General features: G+C 70.4%; 14 protein-coding genes and 1 pseudogene. 10 read left to right on the top strand and 5 right to left on the bottom strand.

The genetic code is table 11. The features are described 5' to 3' along the window. Positions 1–47 precede the first annotated feature (47 nt). Positions 48–1,277, top strand: a complete 1,230-nt coding sequence (locus tag MK786_RS07850) for an amidohydrolase (RefSeq protein WP_241111664.1) — start codon at positions 48–50, stop codon at positions 1,275–1,277. Between the two features lie 34 nt (positions 1,278–1,311). On the opposite strand, the gene MK786_RS07845 is transcribed toward MK786_RS07850, so the two are convergent. Next, positions 1,312–2,406, bottom strand: a complete 1,095-nt coding sequence (locus MK786_RS07845; protein WP_241111663.1) for a VanZ family protein — start codon at positions 2,404–2,406, stop codon at positions 1,312–1,314. A 107-nt stretch (positions 2,407–2,513) separates the two neighbouring features. Here MK786_RS07845 and MK786_RS07840 point away from each other — a divergent pair, with 107 nt between their 5' ends. From MK786_RS07840 to sufU, 3 genes are read left to right on the top strand one after another with little or no spacing between them, the layout of a single operon-like run. Next, the gene (locus MK786_RS07840; RefSeq protein ID WP_241111662.1) at positions 2,514–4,652 is read left to right on the top strand and encodes an APC family permease; all 2,139 of its coding nucleotides are present in this window, start codon (positions 2,514–2,516) and stop codon (positions 4,650–4,652) included. 46 nt (positions 4,653–4,698) lie between these two features. Further along, a complete protein-coding gene (locus MK786_RS07835; protein WP_241111661.1) occupies positions 4,699–5,979 on the top strand; it encodes a SufS family cysteine desulfurase in 1,281 nt (426 codons plus the stop codon). Further along, positions 5,976–6,419, top strand: a complete 444-nt coding sequence (gene sufU, locus MK786_RS07830) for a Fe-S cluster assembly sulfur transfer protein SufU (RefSeq protein ID WP_241111660.1) — start codon at positions 5,976–5,978, stop codon at positions 6,417–6,419. The genes MK786_RS07835 and sufU overlap by 4 nt, the downstream gene beginning before the upstream one ends. Here the strand turns inward: sufU and MK786_RS16295 are convergent. Next, the gene (locus MK786_RS16295) at positions 6,416–6,544 is read right to left on the bottom strand and encodes a hypothetical protein (protein ID WP_277397363.1); all 129 of its coding nucleotides are present in this window, start codon (positions 6,542–6,544) and stop codon (positions 6,416–6,418) included. The genes sufU and MK786_RS16295 overlap by 4 nt on opposite strands. A 181-nt stretch (positions 6,545–6,725) precedes the next feature. Here MK786_RS16295 and MK786_RS07825 point away from each other — a divergent pair. The 3 genes and pseudogenes from MK786_RS07825 to MK786_RS07815 form a co-directional block, all read left to right on the top strand. Beyond that, a pseudogene (locus tag MK786_RS07825) lies at positions 6,726–8,543 on the top strand (DUF4118 domain-containing protein); the annotation flags it as partial. Further along, positions 8,540–9,220: a response regulator gene (locus MK786_RS07820; RefSeq protein ID WP_241111659.1), complete on the top strand. Its 681-nt coding sequence runs from the start codon at positions 8,540–8,542 to the stop codon at positions 9,218–9,220. The pseudogene MK786_RS07825 and the gene MK786_RS07820, both read left to right, overlap by 4 nt. Before the next feature lie 193 nt (positions 9,221–9,413). After that, the gene (locus MK786_RS07815; protein ID WP_241111658.1) at positions 9,414–10,376 is read left to right on the top strand and encodes a hypothetical protein; all 963 of its coding nucleotides are present in this window, start codon (positions 9,414–9,416) and stop codon (positions 10,374–10,376) included. Between the two features lie 141 nt (positions 10,377–10,517). Here MK786_RS07815 and MK786_RS07810 read toward each other — a convergent pair whose 3' ends face one another. Continuing rightward, positions 10,518–11,408 carry a TerC family protein gene (locus MK786_RS07810; protein WP_241111657.1) on the bottom strand — a complete coding sequence of 297 codons (891 nt, stop codon included), beginning with the start codon at positions 11,406–11,408 and terminating at the stop codon, positions 10,518–10,520. Between the two features lie 249 nt (positions 11,409–11,657). On the opposite strand from MK786_RS07810, the gene MK786_RS07805 reads away from it, so the two are divergent. Further along, positions 11,658–12,728 carry a fatty acid desaturase gene (locus MK786_RS07805; protein WP_374200448.1) on the top strand — a complete coding sequence of 357 codons (1,071 nt, stop codon included), beginning with the start codon at positions 11,658–11,660 and terminating at the stop codon, positions 12,726–12,728. A gap of 73 nt (positions 12,729–12,801) precedes the next feature. On the opposite strand, the gene MK786_RS07800 is transcribed toward MK786_RS07805, so the two are convergent. Beyond that, positions 12,802–13,782 (bottom strand): SRPBCC family protein, encoded by a 981-nt coding sequence (locus MK786_RS07800; protein ID WP_241111656.1) that lies wholly within the window; start codon positions 13,780–13,782, stop codon positions 12,802–12,804. 1 nt (position 13,783) lies between these two features. Beyond that, positions 13,784–14,185, bottom strand: a complete 402-nt coding sequence (locus MK786_RS07795; RefSeq protein WP_241111655.1) for a helix-turn-helix transcriptional regulator — start codon at positions 14,183–14,185, stop codon at positions 13,784–13,786. Positions 14,186–14,318: 133 nt separating this feature from the next. Here MK786_RS07795 and purL point away from each other — a divergent pair, with 133 nt between their 5' ends. After that, positions 14,319–16,667 (top strand): phosphoribosylformylglycinamidine synthase subunit PurL, encoded by a 2,349-nt coding sequence (gene purL / locus MK786_RS07790; RefSeq protein ID WP_241111654.1) that lies wholly within the window; start codon positions 14,319–14,321, stop codon positions 16,665–16,667. 10 nt (positions 16,668–16,677) lie between these two features. Further along, complete coding sequence (locus MK786_RS07785) at positions 16,678–16,815, top strand: hypothetical protein (RefSeq protein WP_241111653.1); 138 nt, start codon at positions 16,678–16,680, stop codon at positions 16,813–16,815. Positions 16,816–16,884: the final 69 nt, after the last annotated feature.

The raw sequence follows: 16,884 nt of genomic DNA, 5'->3' as shown, positions 1-16,884 counted from the left end.
CTCGCCCCCGCGAGATCCGCTCCAGCACCCCGGATAGGCTCGACCGCATGACGATCGACCTCGAGGCCCTGTACACCGATCTGCACCGGCATCCCGAACTGTCGTTCCAGGAGACGCGCACGGCAGGGGTCATCACGCGGCACCTCGCCGACCTCGGCATCGAGTTTCAGGAGGGCATCGGCAAGACCGGTGTCGCGGGCATCATCCGCAACGGCGACGGCCCGGTCGTGTGGCTGCGCGCCGATATGGACGCCCTACCCGTTCCCGAGCAGACCGGCCTCGAGTACGCGAGCACCGCGCGCGGCACCGATCCCTCGGGCACCGACGTGCCGGTCATGCACGCGTGCGGCCACGACATGCACGTCTCGGCCATGCTGGGTGCGCTCGAGCGGCTCGTGAGCTCGAAGGACGAGTGGAGCGGCACGATCGTCGCCGTCTTCCAGCCCGCCGAGGAGTACGGAGCCGGGTCGCAGGCGATGATCGCCGACGGCGTGCTCGACCGCTTCCCGAAGCCCGACATCGTGCTCGGCCAGCACGTCACCCCGCTCCCCGCCGGCACGATCGGCGTGCGCAGCGGCACCCAGATGGCCGCCTCCGACGGGCTCGTCGTGAAGCTGCTCGGCCGCGGAGGGCACGGCTCCCGACCGCACTCGACCATCGACCCCGTCGTCATGGCCGCCGCCACGGTGATGCGGCTCCAGACGATCGTCTCGCGCGAGGTCGACCCGCGCGACGTCGCCGTCGTCACGGTCGGATCCATCCACGCCGGGCTCAAGAACAACATCATCCCGGCCGAGGCGAAGCTCGAACTCAGCCTGCGCTACCCCGACGACGAGGCCCGCGCGCGCGTGCTCGAGAAGGTCGAGCGGGTCGTGCGCGCCGAGGCGCAGGCATCCGGGGCCGAAGAGCCGCCCGTGATCACGATCGACCACTCGCTCCCGCCGACGATCAACGACGTCGACGCCACCGCGCGCCTGCGGACCGCGTTCGACGCCGCGTTCGGCGAGGGCACCGTGATCGACCCCGGCATGTTCACCGGCAGCGAGGATGTGTCGTGGTTCGCCCGCGAGTCCGGCGCGCCCCTGGTCTTCTGGTTCTGGGGCGGGATCGACCCCGACGTGTATGCCGCCGCCGTCGCCGCGGACTCGGTCGAGCGCGACATCCCCACCAACCACTCGCCGTTCTTCGCACCGGTGCTGCAGCCGACGCTCGTCAACGGCGTCGCGAACCTGGTCGTCGCAGCCCGCGAGTTCCTGGAGACGCGCTCGGCCGAGTGATCAGCGGATGCCGCGGCGCGGCATCCGCTCTCCGTCATCGCCAGCGGGCGGAACGCGGGCGCCTCGGCTCGTCGGGGTCGAGCGGCTCGCGCGCGTCGGCGACGTACTGCCCCGACGCGACACCGGGCAGCCCGCGTCCGTCCGGCGTGGCGAACACGAGGATCAGCGAGCCGATGGCGAAGAGCCAGCCCACGAAGTCCCAGGCTCCGGGCAGCGCGAAGAGGACGAGGAACCCGCCGATCCCGCCGGCGAAGCGGAGCACGCGGGCGAGCCAGACCGGCAGCGGGCCGCCCTGGAACCGCAGCCGCACCGCCAGGTCGCCCACCGTGCGCCCCGTCGCCAGCACGACGGTGAGCCAGACGACGAGCGTGACGACGGACGACACGACCGCCGCCGCGCCGCCGGTGCGCACCTCGTCGCGCGCGCCGAGCGCGTAGAGGGCGAGCTGGAAGAGCACCCCGATCGTGAGCGCGACGAGCCACGACCCCACGAGGTCGCACGCCATCGCGAGCAGCCGGCGGGAGCGCGTGACGGCCCGCGGCCGGTCGGCGTCGGCAGCACGCGCCATCCCTCGGTACGCGCGCGGCACGGCAAGGGAGAGGACCGAGCCCAGCACGGCGCCGAGCGTGTTGGCCAGCAGGTCGTCGACGTCGAACACGCGGTAGGCGCACGGGTACAGGCCCCACACGCCGGTCAGCTGCGTGAACTCGATGAAGGCCGAGAGGCCGAGGCCCGCGAGCGCCGAGATCAGGATGCCCCGGCCGCCCAGCACGCGCAGGAAGAAGCCCAGCGGGATGAACAGCAGCACGTTGAGGAGCAGCTGGAGCGCAATCGGATCGGACAGGAGGGTTCCGGGCCGCAGTCCGGCGTCGCGGAGCTCGCCGACGAAGGCGAGGAGCTCGAGGTTCACGCCCGCACAGGTGAGCACGTCGGGGTCGGGGAGTGGCAGGAGCGTATACGTCCAGATCGCCATGAGGTACACGAGCGCCGAAGCCCACAGCGCGAAACGGCCGAGGCCCAGACCTCCGCGGCGACGGTAGCTGATCGCGACGAACGGCACGAAGAGCACGACGCCCGCGACCACGCCGAGAGCGATCGCGAAGGCACCGAGCATCACCCGATCGTCCACGCCTCCGATCATCCCAGAGCGCCTGCGACCGCCCCAGCTCCCGGGGCGCGCATGGATTCCGTGAGGATGCCGCTCGCCCCGGTGCCGCGAGCGTAGTGTCGCCTGCCGTGACAAGCGAACCACGAGAGCCGGGCGACGGACCGCCGCTCGCCAAGCGCCTGATCCTGGGCGACCCGCTCACGTCTGAGACCCTGGACGAGCAGCTGCTGCCCAAGCGACGCGCCCTGCCGATCTTCGCCTCGGATGCGCTGAGCTCGGTGGCGTACGCCCCGCAGGAGCTGCTGATGATCCTGCTCATCGGCGGCACCGCGTTCCTCGCGTTCTCGCCGTGGGTCGCCGTCGCGGTCGTGGTGCTCCTCGTCGTGGTCGTCGCGAGCTACCGGCAGCTCATCAAGGCGTACCCGTCGGGAGGCGGCGACTACGAGGTCGCCCGGAAGAACCTCGGCGAGGGCCCCGGCGTGGTCGTCGCGGCGGCGCTGCTGGTCGACTACGTGCTCACCGTCGCGGTGTCCGTGGCCTCCGGCGTGGACAACATCATCTCCGCGATCCCTGAACTCGACCTGGGACGCATCGAGCTCGCGGTGGGCTTCGTCATCCTGATCATCATCGTGAACCTGCGCGGCGTGCGGGAGGCGTCCTTCGCCTTCGCGATCCCGACGTACGTGTTCGTCGGGTCGGTGGCGGTCATGATCGTCGTCGGCCTGGCCCGCACCCTGTGGGGTGATCCGCCGGTCGCGTCGAGCGCGGAGTATGGCGTCCAGGCCGAGCAGCTGACGCAGGCAGCGGTGATCCTCCTCGTCCTGCGCGCGTTCTCGAGCGGATGCTCCGCACTCACGGGCGTCGAGGCCGTCTCCAACGGTGTGCCCGCATTCCGCAAGCCGAAGATCCGCAACGCCCAGATGACGCTGACCTTCATGGGCGGCATCGCGATCCTGCTGTTCTCCGGGCTCACCGCCCTCGCCCTGGTCTCGGGCGTGCACTACGCCGAGAACCCCTGTCATCTGATCGGCTTCGACTGCGCGACTCAGCCGCAGCCCAGCCTCATGGCGCAGGTCGCGGCCGCCACCTTCGGGATGGGATCGATCCCCTTCTACGTCATCCAGGCCGCGACGGCGTGCGTGCTGCTGCTGGCGGCCAACACCGCGTTCAACGGCTTCCCGCTGCTCGGCGCCGTGCTCGCCCGCGACGGCTTCGCGCCGAAGGCGCTCAACACCCGCGGCGACCGTCTCGTGTACTCGAACGGCATGATCCTCCTGGGCATCGCCGCGATAGCGGTGCTGATCATCTACCGCGCGAATCTCACGACGCTGATCCAGCTCTACATCATCGGCGTGTTCGTCTCGTTCTCCATCGGCCAGATCGGCATGGTGCGCCACTGGAGGCGGGCGCTGCGCGAGCTGACCGGATCGTCGAGGGATGCTGCGGCCGCGGCATCCGCTCGCCGTGAACGCCGTTCGGCCTACAGCGGACTCGCGATCAACGCCCTCGGAGCGGCGATGACGATCTCGGTCCTGCTGATCGTGACGATCACGAAGTTCACGCACGGCGCATGGCTCGTCTTCATCGCGATCCCGGTGCTCTCGGTGCTGATGATCGGGGTGAACCGCTACTACCGCGACGTCGAGCAGGAGATCCGCGCGGACGACACGACCCGGTTCGGCGCCGACGGCGACCTCGCGATCATCCTCGTGAACCGGTTGCAGAAGCCCGTGCTCAAGGCCGTCGACTACGCCCTCGCCGCCGATCACGACAGGACCATCGCGGTGCATGTCGCCGTCAGCGAGGAGGATGCCGCCGAGCTCCAGCGCCAGTGGGTCGAGCATCGCGTTCCCATGGAACTCGTGATCATCGAGTCGCCCTACCGCTCGTACGCCACCCCCGTCGCCCGCTTCATCAAGCAGTACCGCGAGAAGTTCGGCTCGTCGGTGGTCACCGTCTACCTGCCGCAGTACATCGTGGGCCACTGGTGGGAGTCGCTGCTGCACAATCGGCGGTCGCGGCGCATCGCCCAGGCGCTCATGCTCGTGCACGGCGTCTCGATCACGCTCGTGCCGTGGCTGCTCGACTCGTCCGAGCTCATCTACGGGCGCCGGTCGCGGCCGCTTCCCGGCGATGAGCGGGCCGGCCGCCCTGCGCCATACCCCGCGGTGCGCACGCACGGGCGCCGCGCGACCCGCCCAGCGGGGCCGCCCGCTCCGGGCGTCGAGCATCCCGAGTCCGCCGGCGTGCAGATCCCGCCGGGGTGAGCCTCGACCCCACCCGCCGCGGCGCCGACCCGCGTAGCCTGGATGGGTGTCATCTTCTGCCGTGCTCGACCTCGCGGCCATCCGCGCCGACTTCCCGCTCCTTTCGGAACGGGTCGGGGGCGCACCCCTCGTCTACCTCGACTCGGCGGCGACGAGCCAGAAGCCGCAGGCGGTCATCGACGCCGAGGTCGAGTTCCTGACCCGTACGAACGCGGGCGTCCACCGCGGCGCCCACACGCTCGCCGCCGAGGCGACCGAGCTGTTCGAGGACGCCCGGGCGACCGTCGCCGGCTTCGTCGGAGCGCCTCCCGAACAGCTCGTCTGGACCAACGGGGCGACGGCAGGCCTCAACCTCGTCGCGTACTCCCTGGGCAACGCGACCGCGGGGCGCGGTGCCCCCGGCAGCGCTCGCTTCGTCCTGCGCCCGGGCGACGAACTCGTCGTCACCGAGAGCGAGCACCACGCGAACCTCATCCCGTGGCAGGAGCTCGCCGCGCGCACGGGCGCCGTGCTGCGGCACATCCCGGTGCGGGATGACGGGACGATCGATCTGGATGCCGCGGCAGCCGTCATCTCGAACCGATCGCGCGTCGTCGCCTTTCCCCACGTCTCGAACGTGCTGGGCATCGTCAACCCGGTCGCCGAACTCGTTGCCCTGGCGCAGGCGGTCGGTGCGCTGACGGTGCTCGACGCCTGCCAGTCCGCCCCGCATCTGCCCCTCGATCTGCCGGCGCTCGGGGTCGACCTCGCCGTCTTCTCGGGTCACAAGATGCTCGGCCCCTACGCGATCGGCGGTCTCTACGGCCGTGCCGACGTGCTCGGCGACCTGCCGCCGTTCCTCACCGGCGGGTCGATGATCACCACCGTCACGCTCGACGAGGCCGAGTACCTGCCGCCGCCGCAGCGGTTCGAGGCCGGCACCCAGCCCGCGTCGCAGGCGATCGGGCTCGCCGCCGCCGTGCGCTACCTCGACGCCGTCGGCATGCCCGCCGTGCACGCGCACGAGCGCGCACTCGAGGCCCGCATGGGCGAGGGGCTCCGCCAGATCCCCGGCGTCCGGCTGCTGGGCGACGCCGAGGGCGTCGAACGGGTCGGCCTCTGGGCGTTCGACGTCGACGGTGTGCACGCGCACGACGTGAGTCAGTTCCTCGACGACCGCGGCATCGCGGTGCGCGTCGGGCACCACTGCGCGCAGCCTCTGCACCGCCGCTTCGGTCTGACCGCCTCCGTGCGCGCCTCGGCCGCGCTCTACAACACCGCCGATGAGGTCGACCAGCTGCTCGAAGCCGTCGCCGGCGTGCGCGCGTTCTTCGGAGCGGGCGCATGAGCGGGCTCGAGTCGCTCTACCAGGAGCTCATCCTCGACCACTCCAGGCGCAAGGTCGGGTTCGGCCTCGCCGACGAGGAGGGTCGCAGCGCGACATCCCACCAGCACAACCCGCTGTGCGGCGACGACCTCACGGTGCGCGTGCGGCTCAGCGACGACGGCGAGACCATCCGCGACGTCACGTGGGAGGGCGCCGGCTGCTCCATCTCGCAGGCGTCGGCGTCGATGCTGGCGGAGATGGCGGAAGGGATGCCTCGGGCCGAGGCATCCGCTCTCATCGACGGCTTCCGCGAGGCGCTCCGCTCGCGCGGAACGATCGAGCTCGACGAGGACGTCTACCTCGACGCGGCCGCACTGTCGGGCGTCTCGAAGTACGTCGCGCGCGTCAAGTGCGCGATGCTCGCATGGGTCGCCCTCGAGGACGACCTGGCGCGCGCCTAGACCGGCGGGAGCGATTCAGGACCGGGTTTCGCCGCAACCCAGCGCGTGTGCGCCTTGAGCGCGTGCAGCACCGCGAGGCGCACCGTGACGTACAGCACGACGGCGACGACCGCGATGATCAGCACGTAAAGGAAGTCCCTGCGTCATCCCCTGAGACTAGGACGGCGCGTCCTGCGGAAGCGCTGACTCTCCACAGCCGAGGCGTGATCGACCCGCCCGGTCCGCATGGAAAGCGTGAGGACCGGGGGATCCGGGCGCACACGGGTGTTGGATCGAGACGTGGGCGAAATCGATGACCGCACCGGCGCGCGCGAGCGCGTCGTCGTCGCGCTGAGCGGCGGGCCTGAGGGAGAGACGCTGATCCGTCGCGCCGCGCGCATCGCCGAACGCGCCGGAGACGCTGAGCTGCATGCCCTGCACGTCGCGACCGAGGGCGTCGGCCGCCCGGTCGAGCCCACGGAGCTCGCGGCGCAGCGGGCCCTGGTGGAGTCGCTCGGCGGCACCTACCACCAGGTCATCGGAGACGACATCGCCCGCGCGGTGGTCGAGTTCGCGCGCGCCCAGCGCGCCGGACAGCTCGTGGTCGGCGTCAGCCGCCGCGGGCGAATCGCCACCGCGCTGTCGAGACCGGGAATCGGGTCGACGGTCGTGCGCGACGCCGGAGACGTGGATGTGCATGTGGTGGCCCATGCCCGAGCGGGCGGGCGATCGGCACTTCCGCGCCTGACCGGCGGTGCCCTCAGCCGGGAGCGGGTCGTGCTGGGCTTCGCCGTCGCGCTCGTGTTCGGCCCTCTGCTCACCTGGCTGCTCTACAGCGCGCGCACACCCGAGTCGATCACGTCGGACGTGCTGGCCTTCCAGCTGCTCGTCGTGATCGTCGCGCTCGTCGGCGGCATCTGGCCGGCGCTGTTCGCCGCCGTGCTGTCAGGGCTCACGCTCGATTTCCTCTTCGTCGCGCCGCTGTTCACCGTTGCCGTATCCGACCCGCTTCACCTGTGGGCGCTCTTCCTCTATGTGCTCATCGCGCTGCTCGTGAGCTACATCGTCGACCAGGCGGCCCGACGCGCTCGCATCGCGCAGCGCGCGACGGCCGAGGCCGAGCTGCTGGCGACCGTGGCGGGCAACGTGCTGCGCGGCGAGAGCGCGGTGCCCGCCCTCGTCGACCGCACGCGCGAGGCGTTCGGCCTCGCCGGGGTACGGCTCGTCGACGACGACGGCACACTGCTCGCCACCGACGGCGAGCCGGTGCGAGACGGCCGCTTCGAGTCCGTGCCCGTCGGCAGGCGCAACGGCGAGCCCCGAGCGGTGCTCGAGCTCCACGGTCGCGCCCTGGATGCCTCGGAGCGCCGCCTGCTCGACGTGGTGGTCGCCCAGCTCGGTGCCGCGCTGGAACGTGCCGAGCTCACGCAGGCAGCACGCGCGGCGGAATCGCTCGCGGTCGCCGACCAGGTGCGCAGCGCGCTGCTGTCGGCGGTGAGTCACGACGTGCGGCGACCCCTCGCCGCCGCCATCGCCGCCGTCGGCGGCCTGCGCGCCGCGGGGCCGGCCCTCTCCGACGCCGACCGGTCGGAGCTCCTCACCACCGCGGACGAGAGCCTCGCGACCCTGTCGACGCTCGTGACCGACCTCCTCGACGTCGGCCGCGTCCAGGCCGGCGTGCTCGCCGTCTCGCTGCGTCCGGTCGACGCCGCGGAGGCGATCCTCTCCGCGCTCGAAGAGCTCGATCTCGGACCCGACGCCGTCGACCTCGCGCTCGACGCCGAGCTTCCGGCGATCGCGGTCGACCCCGTGCTGCTGCAGCGCGTGCTCGTCAACGTCCTGGCCAACGCCCAGCGCCACGCGCCCGACGGCACGCGCGTCGAGATCGGCACGAGGGTGAGCGGGACGATGGTCGAGGTGCGCATCGCCGATCACGGCGCCGGCGTCGCACCGGAGCGGCGGAACGAGATGTTCGCGCCGTTCCAGCGCCTCGGGGACACCGACAACACCGCAGGCCTCGGACTCGGGCTTGCGCTGTCGAAGGGCTTCACCGACGGCATGGGCGGTACGCTCACGCCCGAGGACACGCCCGGAGGAGGGCTGACGATGGTGGTCGCCCTGCCGATCGCGGGGAGCGCGCCGTGAAGGTGCTCGTCGCCGACGACGACCCGCAGCTCGTGCGCGCGCTGCGCATCACGCTGTCGGCGCACGGCTACGACGTCATCGCCGCCCCGGACGGCGCTGCAGCCATCGCCCTCGCCGCGAAGGAGCGCCCTGACATCGTGATGGTCGACCTCGGGATGCCGCGCCTCGACGGCATGCAGGTCATCGAGGCCCTGCGAGGCTGGACCACCGCCCCGATCATCGTGGTGTCGGGGCGCACCGGCTCGGCCGACAAGGTGGACGCGCTGGATGCCGGAGCCGACGACTTCGTGACGAAGCCGTTCCAGATCGACGAGCTGCTGGCACGCCTGCGCGCCCTGTCGCGCCGTGCTCCGGCATCCGACGACCAGCCCGTCGTGTCGTTCGGCGATGTGCGGGTCGATCTGTCTGCACGTGCCGTCACACGTGACGGTGCACTGGTGCACCTCACACCGACCGAGTGGCAGATCCTCGAGGTGCTGGTGCGGCATCCGGGGGCGCTGGTGACGCGGCAGGCGCTGCTGAAGGAGATCTGGGGCACCGAGCAGGTCACCGACACCGGCTACCTGCGCCTGTACCTGTCGCAGCTGCGCAAGAAGCTCGAAGCGGATCCGGCCCGGCCGAGGCACCTGCTCACCGAGCAGGGCATGGGCTACCGGCTCGTGATCGACCGCCCCTGACCGCCCACCGCGGCTCGGCCCGACGGGCGCCGCGACGGGTGCTGCACTTACCTGCGAGTGCTGCGTCGATCGGCGCAGCAGTCGCAGGAAACACCAGCACTCGCGGCTCCTGCCCATCGCGGCTGCGGTCCGAGCAGTCCACGGAGCGTCGCTGCGGGCGCGGCGCGCGCTCCACCGGCTCGATGGTGGTCTCATGTGGATGCTCGAACCGCCCTTGGCGACCGTCTTCCGGCGGCGTGAGAACGACGGCGAACCCGTCGACGACCGTCGGCTGAGGGCTCGGCTCGCGGCGGGCGAGATCGTGCGCATCGCTCCGGGCTCGTTCGCCACGCGCGCGGACTGGGAGCGCCTCACGCCGATGGCTCGTCACGCGCAACGCGTCTGGGAGACCGCCGCGCGCGCCCGATCTCAGCTCGTCATCTCGCACCATGCTGCGGCGGCGCTGCACGGCATCGATCTCATCGGCGCCTGGCCGGCCGGAATCGACGTCAGCACCGAGCTCGCGTCCGGCGGGCGGTCGAGCGGGGTCATGCGAAGACACGGTCGGCGCCTGTCCGACCTCGAGACCGTTCCGTGGCAGCGGCATGCCGTGACGACCCCGCTGCAGACGGCAGTCGATCTGATGTCGGCGGTCCGGTTCCTCGACGGCGTGATCGCGGCGGATCAGGCGCTGTGGGCCCGGCGGCCCGGCGGGCCGCTCGGCGAGGCATCCGCTCTTCGCGATCGCGCGTATTCGGTGATCGGCCGGGGCTCCGCACGGGCGGCACGGGCCGCCGACTTCGCGACGAGCCTCGCCGACAGCGTCCGCGAGTCGCAGAGCCGGGTGCTGATCGCAGCGATGGGCTTTCCGCAGCCGCGGCTCCAGGCGCGATTCATCCTCGCCGACGGTCGCGAGGCATTCACCGACTTCCTCTGGCCAGAGCATCGCCACATCGGCGAGTTCGACGGCGCGGGGAAGTACCGCGACCCCGCGATTCTGCGGGGCCGCACGCCCGAGGAGGTGCTCCTCGCCGAGAAGGACCGCGAGGACGACCTGCGCCGCCAGGTGGCTGCGTTCTCGCGGTGGCGCATCCCGGCGCTGAGGTCCCCTCGCGTGCTCTACGACATCCTCGTCGGCGCTGGGCTGCCGGCGTCTCGACCGCGCCCCGCCCGATAGAGGGCACGACATGACGCGCCGAGTGCGGCACTCTCCTGCGACTGCTGCGTCGATCGGCGCAGCGGTCGCAGGAAACAGCAGCAGTCGGCAGGGCGGGCCGGCGCGAGCCGGCGCGGGACGACGCGAGACGACGGGAAGGGCTCAGCCCAGGCCGGCGCGCTCGTTCTCGGCGGTCGTGTCTCCGGCAACGGGCTTGCGGGAGAGGCCCACCGCGCCGCCCGAGGCGCCGAGCGCCGAGGAGACGGCGACGGACTCGTCGACATCGGGGTACTGCGGGCGCAGCTGCACTGGGATGCGGCGACGCTGCTCGCGCTTCGCCTTGCGCGAGGCCGCCCAGAGGTTGAGTCCCTCGACGAAGATCGCGAACGCCATCGGCCCGTAGATGAACGCCTTGTCGATCTTGATCTCGAAGCCTTCGGCGATGAGGAACACGCCGATGAGGAGGAGGAACGACAGCGCCAGCATCTTCACGGTGGGGTGCTTGTTCACGAAGGCGAAGATGAACCGCGCCGCGAACAGCATGATGCCGAACGACAGCACAACGACCGTGATGATGACGACCAGGCTCTCGGTCATGCCGACAGCGGTGATGACCGAGTCGAGCGAGAAGACGAGGTCGAGCAGGAGGATCTGCAGGAGCACCGAGCCGAAGGTGATCGTCTTACGACCCACACCGCCGTGCTCCTCCTCGGCGCCTTCGAGCTTGTGGTGGATCTCGGTGACGGCCTTGTAGACAAGGAACAGGCCACCCGCGATGAGGATGAGATCCTTCCACGAGAAGCCCATCTCGCCGATGAAGAAGACGTCCTCCTTCAGCGTGATGATCCAGCCCGCGAAGAGCACGAGGATCACCCGCATGACCATCGCGAGCGTCAGGCCGAGGTTGCGGGCCTTCGCCTGCTGCTCCTTCGGCAGCTTGGACGCGAGGATCGAGATGAAGATGACGTTGTCGACACCCAGGACCACCTCGAGCACGAAGAGCGTGAGGAAGACGGCGATCAGGTCAGGGGTGAATTCGAGGGAGAAGTCCACGAGGCCATCGTAAGCGGGGGACGGATGCCGGACCCGGCGTTGCGCGCGGATGGTTTCTGTGCGTGCTCACCGAGGTACCTGGGAGTCCGCACCCATTCCGGTCGGGCCATATGCACGTGCGTAGGGTGGGCCTAAGCGATCGGCATCCGCCTGTGGCTCCGCGTCGACCTCGAGGTCGGCATCCGACCCAGAGCAGGTGCAATCATCGCCATCCTCACCACCTCCGCCCCCGAAGGTCGTCTCGGCGCTGTGCGCCAGACGTACGCCGGGGCCGAGACGTTCCCGCCCGTGGCCCGTGCCTACACCGAGGTATCGCAGGTCGTTCGGGAGACCGGCCTGCTGCGCCGCGCCGAGTGGTTCTACGCCCTCGTGGGCACCGCCATCGTGCTGGGATTCGGCGGGGCCATCACCGGCTTCATCCTGCTGGGCGACACCTGGTACCAGCTGCTGATCGCCGGAGCGCTCGGCATCCTCTTCACGCAGGTGGCATTCCTGGCCCACGAGGCCGCGCACCGGCAGATCCTCGCGTCGGGCCCCGCGAACGACCGACTCGGCCGCTTCCTGGCCGCCGGCGTGGTCGGCATCAGCCTCTCCTGGTGGAACAACAAGCACAATCGCCACCACGCCAACCCCAACCGCGTGGGCAAGGACCCCGACATCGAGGTCGACACCATCCGCTTCCTCGACGAGGATGCCGCAAAGGTCGGCCGGCTGGGCGCGCTCATCACCCGCAAGCAGGGGTGGCTGTTCTTCCCCCTCCTCACGCTCGAGGGCGCGAATCTGCACGCGCTCGGTCTCAAGCACCTCTTCTCCCGCGGTGAGGTCAAGGGCCGCTGGATCGAGCTCGGGCTCATCGCGATGCGCTTCGCCCTGTACCTCACCCCGCTCTTCCTCTTCCTTCCCGTGGGCATGGCCTTCGCCTTCCTCGGCGTGCAGCTCGCCGTCTTCGGCGTCTACATGGGCGCATCGTTCGCGCCGAACCACAAGGGCATGCCGATCATCGCCCCCGACGCCAAGCTCGACTTCTTCTCGAAGCAGGTGCGCACCTCGCGCAACATCCGCGGCGGCTGGTGGGCGACCGCGCTCATGGGCGGCCTGAACTACCAGGTCGAGCACCACCTCTTTCCGAGCATGGCCCGGCCGTACCTCTCCAAGGCGCGCGAGATCGTGATCGAGCAGTGCCGCACCCGCGGCGTGCCGTACACCGAGACGAGCCTCATCGAGTCGTACGGCATCGTCATCGCTTACCTCAACCGCGTCGGTCTCGCCGCGCGCGACCCGTTCGACTGCCCGATGGTGAACAGGTTCCGAGCGGCCTGACGCCCCCGACACCGGAGAACGGGGGACGGATGCCGCGGCATCCGTCCCCCGTTCTGTTCGTCGTGAGCGCGGGTCAGACCGCGGCCAGCACTCCTTCGAGGCGGGCGTAGCTGGCCTCCATGCCCTCGGTCATCCCGGTGCCGAGCACGATGTCGCGCGTCTCCTTGTCGGGGTACTCGATGAGCAGTGTGATGAGGGTCGCGCCGTCCTCCTCGTCGAGGTTGAGGTCGTTGAGCGTCGACGGGTAGTCGGTGCCGGTCATGTGCTCGGTGGTGACCGCGCGGCGCGGCGCCTCCGAGAGCACCGTCTCGCCGTCGAAGCCGAAGGGCTCGCCCTCGGTGCCCTCGGTGGGCGCCCACTGGTAGCGGTACTTCCCGCCGACGGCGGGATCGACCTCGCACACGGTCATCCGCCAGCCGTCGGGACCCAGCATCCACTTCTCGAGCAGCTCCGGCTCCTGGTGGGCGCGCCACACCAGGTCGATGGGTCCCTCGATGAGGCGCGTGATGCGCACGTGGGTGTCGTCGAGGATCTCGGTCTGCGTGCCCTTGCCCGCGGCGTAGGCGCGCAGCCCTTCGAGCACCCGGTCGAGCTGGTTGATCGCCATGGTCGAACCTTCGACGGCGCCGAAGTCGACGACCTGCTGCAGCGCGTCGGCCGATGCGAAGTGCGAGACATTGACCATGCGGGAGCCGGTCGCAGTCGGCTCGAAGGTGAAGACGACCCGCATCACCGGCATGCCTTCGAGCGGCGCGCCGTCTTCGTTGGCGAAGTTGTCGAGCACGGTGAAGCCGCGCGGCGCGTCGATCTCGAGGAACTCCCATGAGCCGTACGACTTCTCGCCCTGCGGGCTGGTCATGTAGTAGACCGCGCGGCCGCCGACCGAGAAGTCGAACGTCGGGAAGCGCGCGGGCCATCCCGGGGGGCCCCAGAAGCGCTCGAGCTGCTGCGGCTCGGTGAAGGCGGCCCACAGCCGCTCGACGGGCGCGTCGAAGTCGGCCGTGAGCGTCATGGTGAGCGCTTCGGGATCGGTGGTGACATCGGTGACGGGCATCTCATGCTCCTTGGGTGGGATCGGTGTTGTCGCTGCCGGGACGGCCGGGACGGCCGCTGTTCCCCGGTGCGGGCTCGGCGAGCAGCGCATCGAGCCGGTCGATGCGCGAGCGCCAGAGCTCCTCGTAACGTGCGAGGAGTGCGCGGGCGCGGGCGATCATGACCGGGTCCGCCCGGACGAGACGCTCGCGCCCTTCGGCGCGCTTGATGATGAGACCGGCCGCCTCGAGCACCGCGACGTGCTTCTGCACCGCCGCGAACGACATGTCGTACTCGCCGGCGAGTGCCGAGACCGAGTACTCGTCCTCGATCGCTCGCCGAAGGATATCGCGCCGCGTCGCCGCGGCGAGCGCGTGGAACACGCGGTCGATCTGTTCATCGCTGAGTCCTGAATCTACAACCATTTGGTTGTACGTTACGCCGGGTCGCGGCATCCGTCAACCCTCTCCTGCTCCCGCCGACGCACAGGGCGAGCGGATGCCGCGGCCGAACTAGACTGGTCGGGTCCGGCATCCCCGATTCCTGGAGCTCAGCCGCGTGACCACCCCCTCTCCGACGCCCGCAGCCGCACGCCCGGCTGCCGACACCGTCGAAAACGCCGCCGCCACGCCGGAGAAGGAGCAGCCGTACGCGGCGCTCGGACTCAAGCCCGACGAGTACGACAGGATCCGTGAGATCCTCGGCCGCCGCCCCACCTCGGGCGAGCTGGCCATGTACTCCGTCATGTGGTCGGAGCACTGCTCGTACAAGTCGTCTAAGATCTACCTCCGCAAGTTCGGCGAGAAGGTCTCCGACGAGATGAAGACACGCCTCATGGTCGGCATGGGCCAGAACGCCGGCGTGGTCGACATCGGCGAGGGCTGGGCCGTCACCTTCAAGGTCGAGTCGCACAACCACCCCAGCTACATCGAGCCGTTCCAGGGCGCCGCGACGGGCGTCGGCGGCATCGTCCGCGACATCATCTCGATGGGGGCGCGTCCGGTCGCCGTCATGGACCAGCTGCGCTTCGGCGCCATCGACAACCCCGACACCGCGCGCGTGGTGCACGGTGTCGTGAGCGGCATCTCGTTCTACGGCAACTGCCTGGGCCTGCCGAACATCGGCGGCGAGACCGTGTTCGACGCTGTCTACCAGGGCAACCCCCTCGTGAACGCCCTCGCGGTCGGCGTGCTTCGCCACGAAGACCTCAAGCTCGCCAACGCCACCGGCGCCGGCAACAAGGTCGTGCTGTTCGGCGCCCGCACCGGCGGCGACGGCATCGGCGGAGCATCCATCCTCGCCTCCGACACCTTCGCCGACGGCGGCCCGACCAAGCGCCCCGCCGTGCAGGTCGGCGACCCGTTCGCCGAGAAGGTGCTCATCGAGTGCTGCCTCGAGCTCTACCGCGACGAGCTCGTCGAGGCCATCCAGGACCTCGGTGCCGCCGGCATCTCGTGCGCGACGTCGGAGCTCGCCGCGAACGGCGGCTCGGGCATGCGCGTCGACCTCGAGAACGTCCTGCTGCGCGACCCCACTCTCACGCCCGAGGAGATCCTCATGAGCGAGAGCCAGGAGCGCATGATGGCGATCGTGGCTCCCGAGAAGCTCGACGCCTTCCTCGCGGTCGTGGAGAAGTGGGATGTCGAGACCAGCGTGCTCGGAGAGGTGACCGGCGACGGCCGGCTGCAGATCTTCTGGCATGGCGAGGAGATCGTGAACGTCGACCCCTCGACCGTCGCGGTCGACGGCCCGGTGTACGAGCGCCCCGTCGCCTACCCGACGTGGATCGACGCGCTGCGCGACGACTCGGCCTCCGCCCTCACCCGCGACGTCGACCCCGACACGCTGCGCCGCCAGTTCGTCCAGCTCGTCGCGAGCCCCAACCTCGCCGACACGTCGTGGATCACTAACCAGTACGACTACTACGTCATGGGCAACACGGCGCTGTCGTTCCCCGACGACGCGGGCATGATCCGCGTCGACGAGCACTCGGGCATCGGCTTCGCGATCGCCACCGACTGCAACGGCCGCTACTGCCAGCTCGACCCGTACCAGGGCGCGAAGCTCGCCCTCGCCGAGGCGTACCGCAACGTCGCCGTCACCGGCGCGGTGCCCACCGCCGTCACCGACTGCCTCAACTTCGGCTCGCCCGAGAACCCCGAGGTGATGTGGCAGTTCTCGCAGACCGTCGACGGGCTGTCCGACGCCTGCCTCGAACTCGGCGTGCCCGTCACCGGCGGCAACGTCTCGTTCTACAACCAGACCGGCGATCAGCCGATCTTCCCGACGCCGGTGGTCGGCGTTCTCGGCATCATCGACGACGTCGCCCGCCGCATCCCGTCGGGCTGGCAGGACGCCGGCGAGAACATCTACCTCCTCGGCGTGACGGCCACCGAGCTCTCGGGCTCGCAGTGGGCCGGCACCATCCACGGCCACCTCGGCGGACGCCCGCCGGCGGTCGACCTCGCACAGGAGAAGAAGCTCGCCGAGCTCATCCACGCGGCGTCGCAGCAGTCGCTCGTCTCGAGCGCGCACGACCTGTCGTCCGGCGGACTCGCCCAGGCTCTCGCCGAGGCGGTCATGCGCTTCGGCGTCGGTGCGCGGGTGTGGCTGAACGAGATCCAGGATCGCGATGGAGTGGATGCCGCGACCGCGCTGTTCTCGGAGTCGACGGGTCGCGTGATCGTGTCGGTCCCGCGCGAGGACGACGTGAAGTTCCGCGGACTGTGCGAGGGCCGGGGCTACCCGGTGCTGCGCATCGGCGTGACCGACGTCGCCGCAGACGGCGACGCACCGGCGCTCGAAGTGCAGGGCCTGTTCACGGTGCCGCTCGCCGAGCTGCGCGACGCGTCGACCTCGACACTGCCCGACGCCTTCGGCCCGATCATCACCGAGCACACCGCCTAAGATCGAAACCATGGCGGCGGACGACGACGAGTACAGCGGTTTCAACGACACGCGGCAGAAGCGGGTCAAGGTCATCGCGTGGGTGACGATCGTCGCCCTCATCCTCGTCGGCGGCGGCGCCACGGTCTTCGCGCTGCTCTTCGGCTGACCTCGCGCTGATCGACCGGCTGAGCGTTCCCCGCGACCGCGGCACGGCACGCGGCGCCGCGGCTACCAT

The organism is Microbacterium sp. CFH 31415 (assembly GCF_022538185.1).
GTDB lineage: Bacteria > Actinomycetota > Actinomycetes > Actinomycetales > Microbacteriaceae > Microbacterium.
Note: the sequence above shows the minus strand (reverse complement) of the source record. Positions and strands in the feature narration are given on the sequence as shown.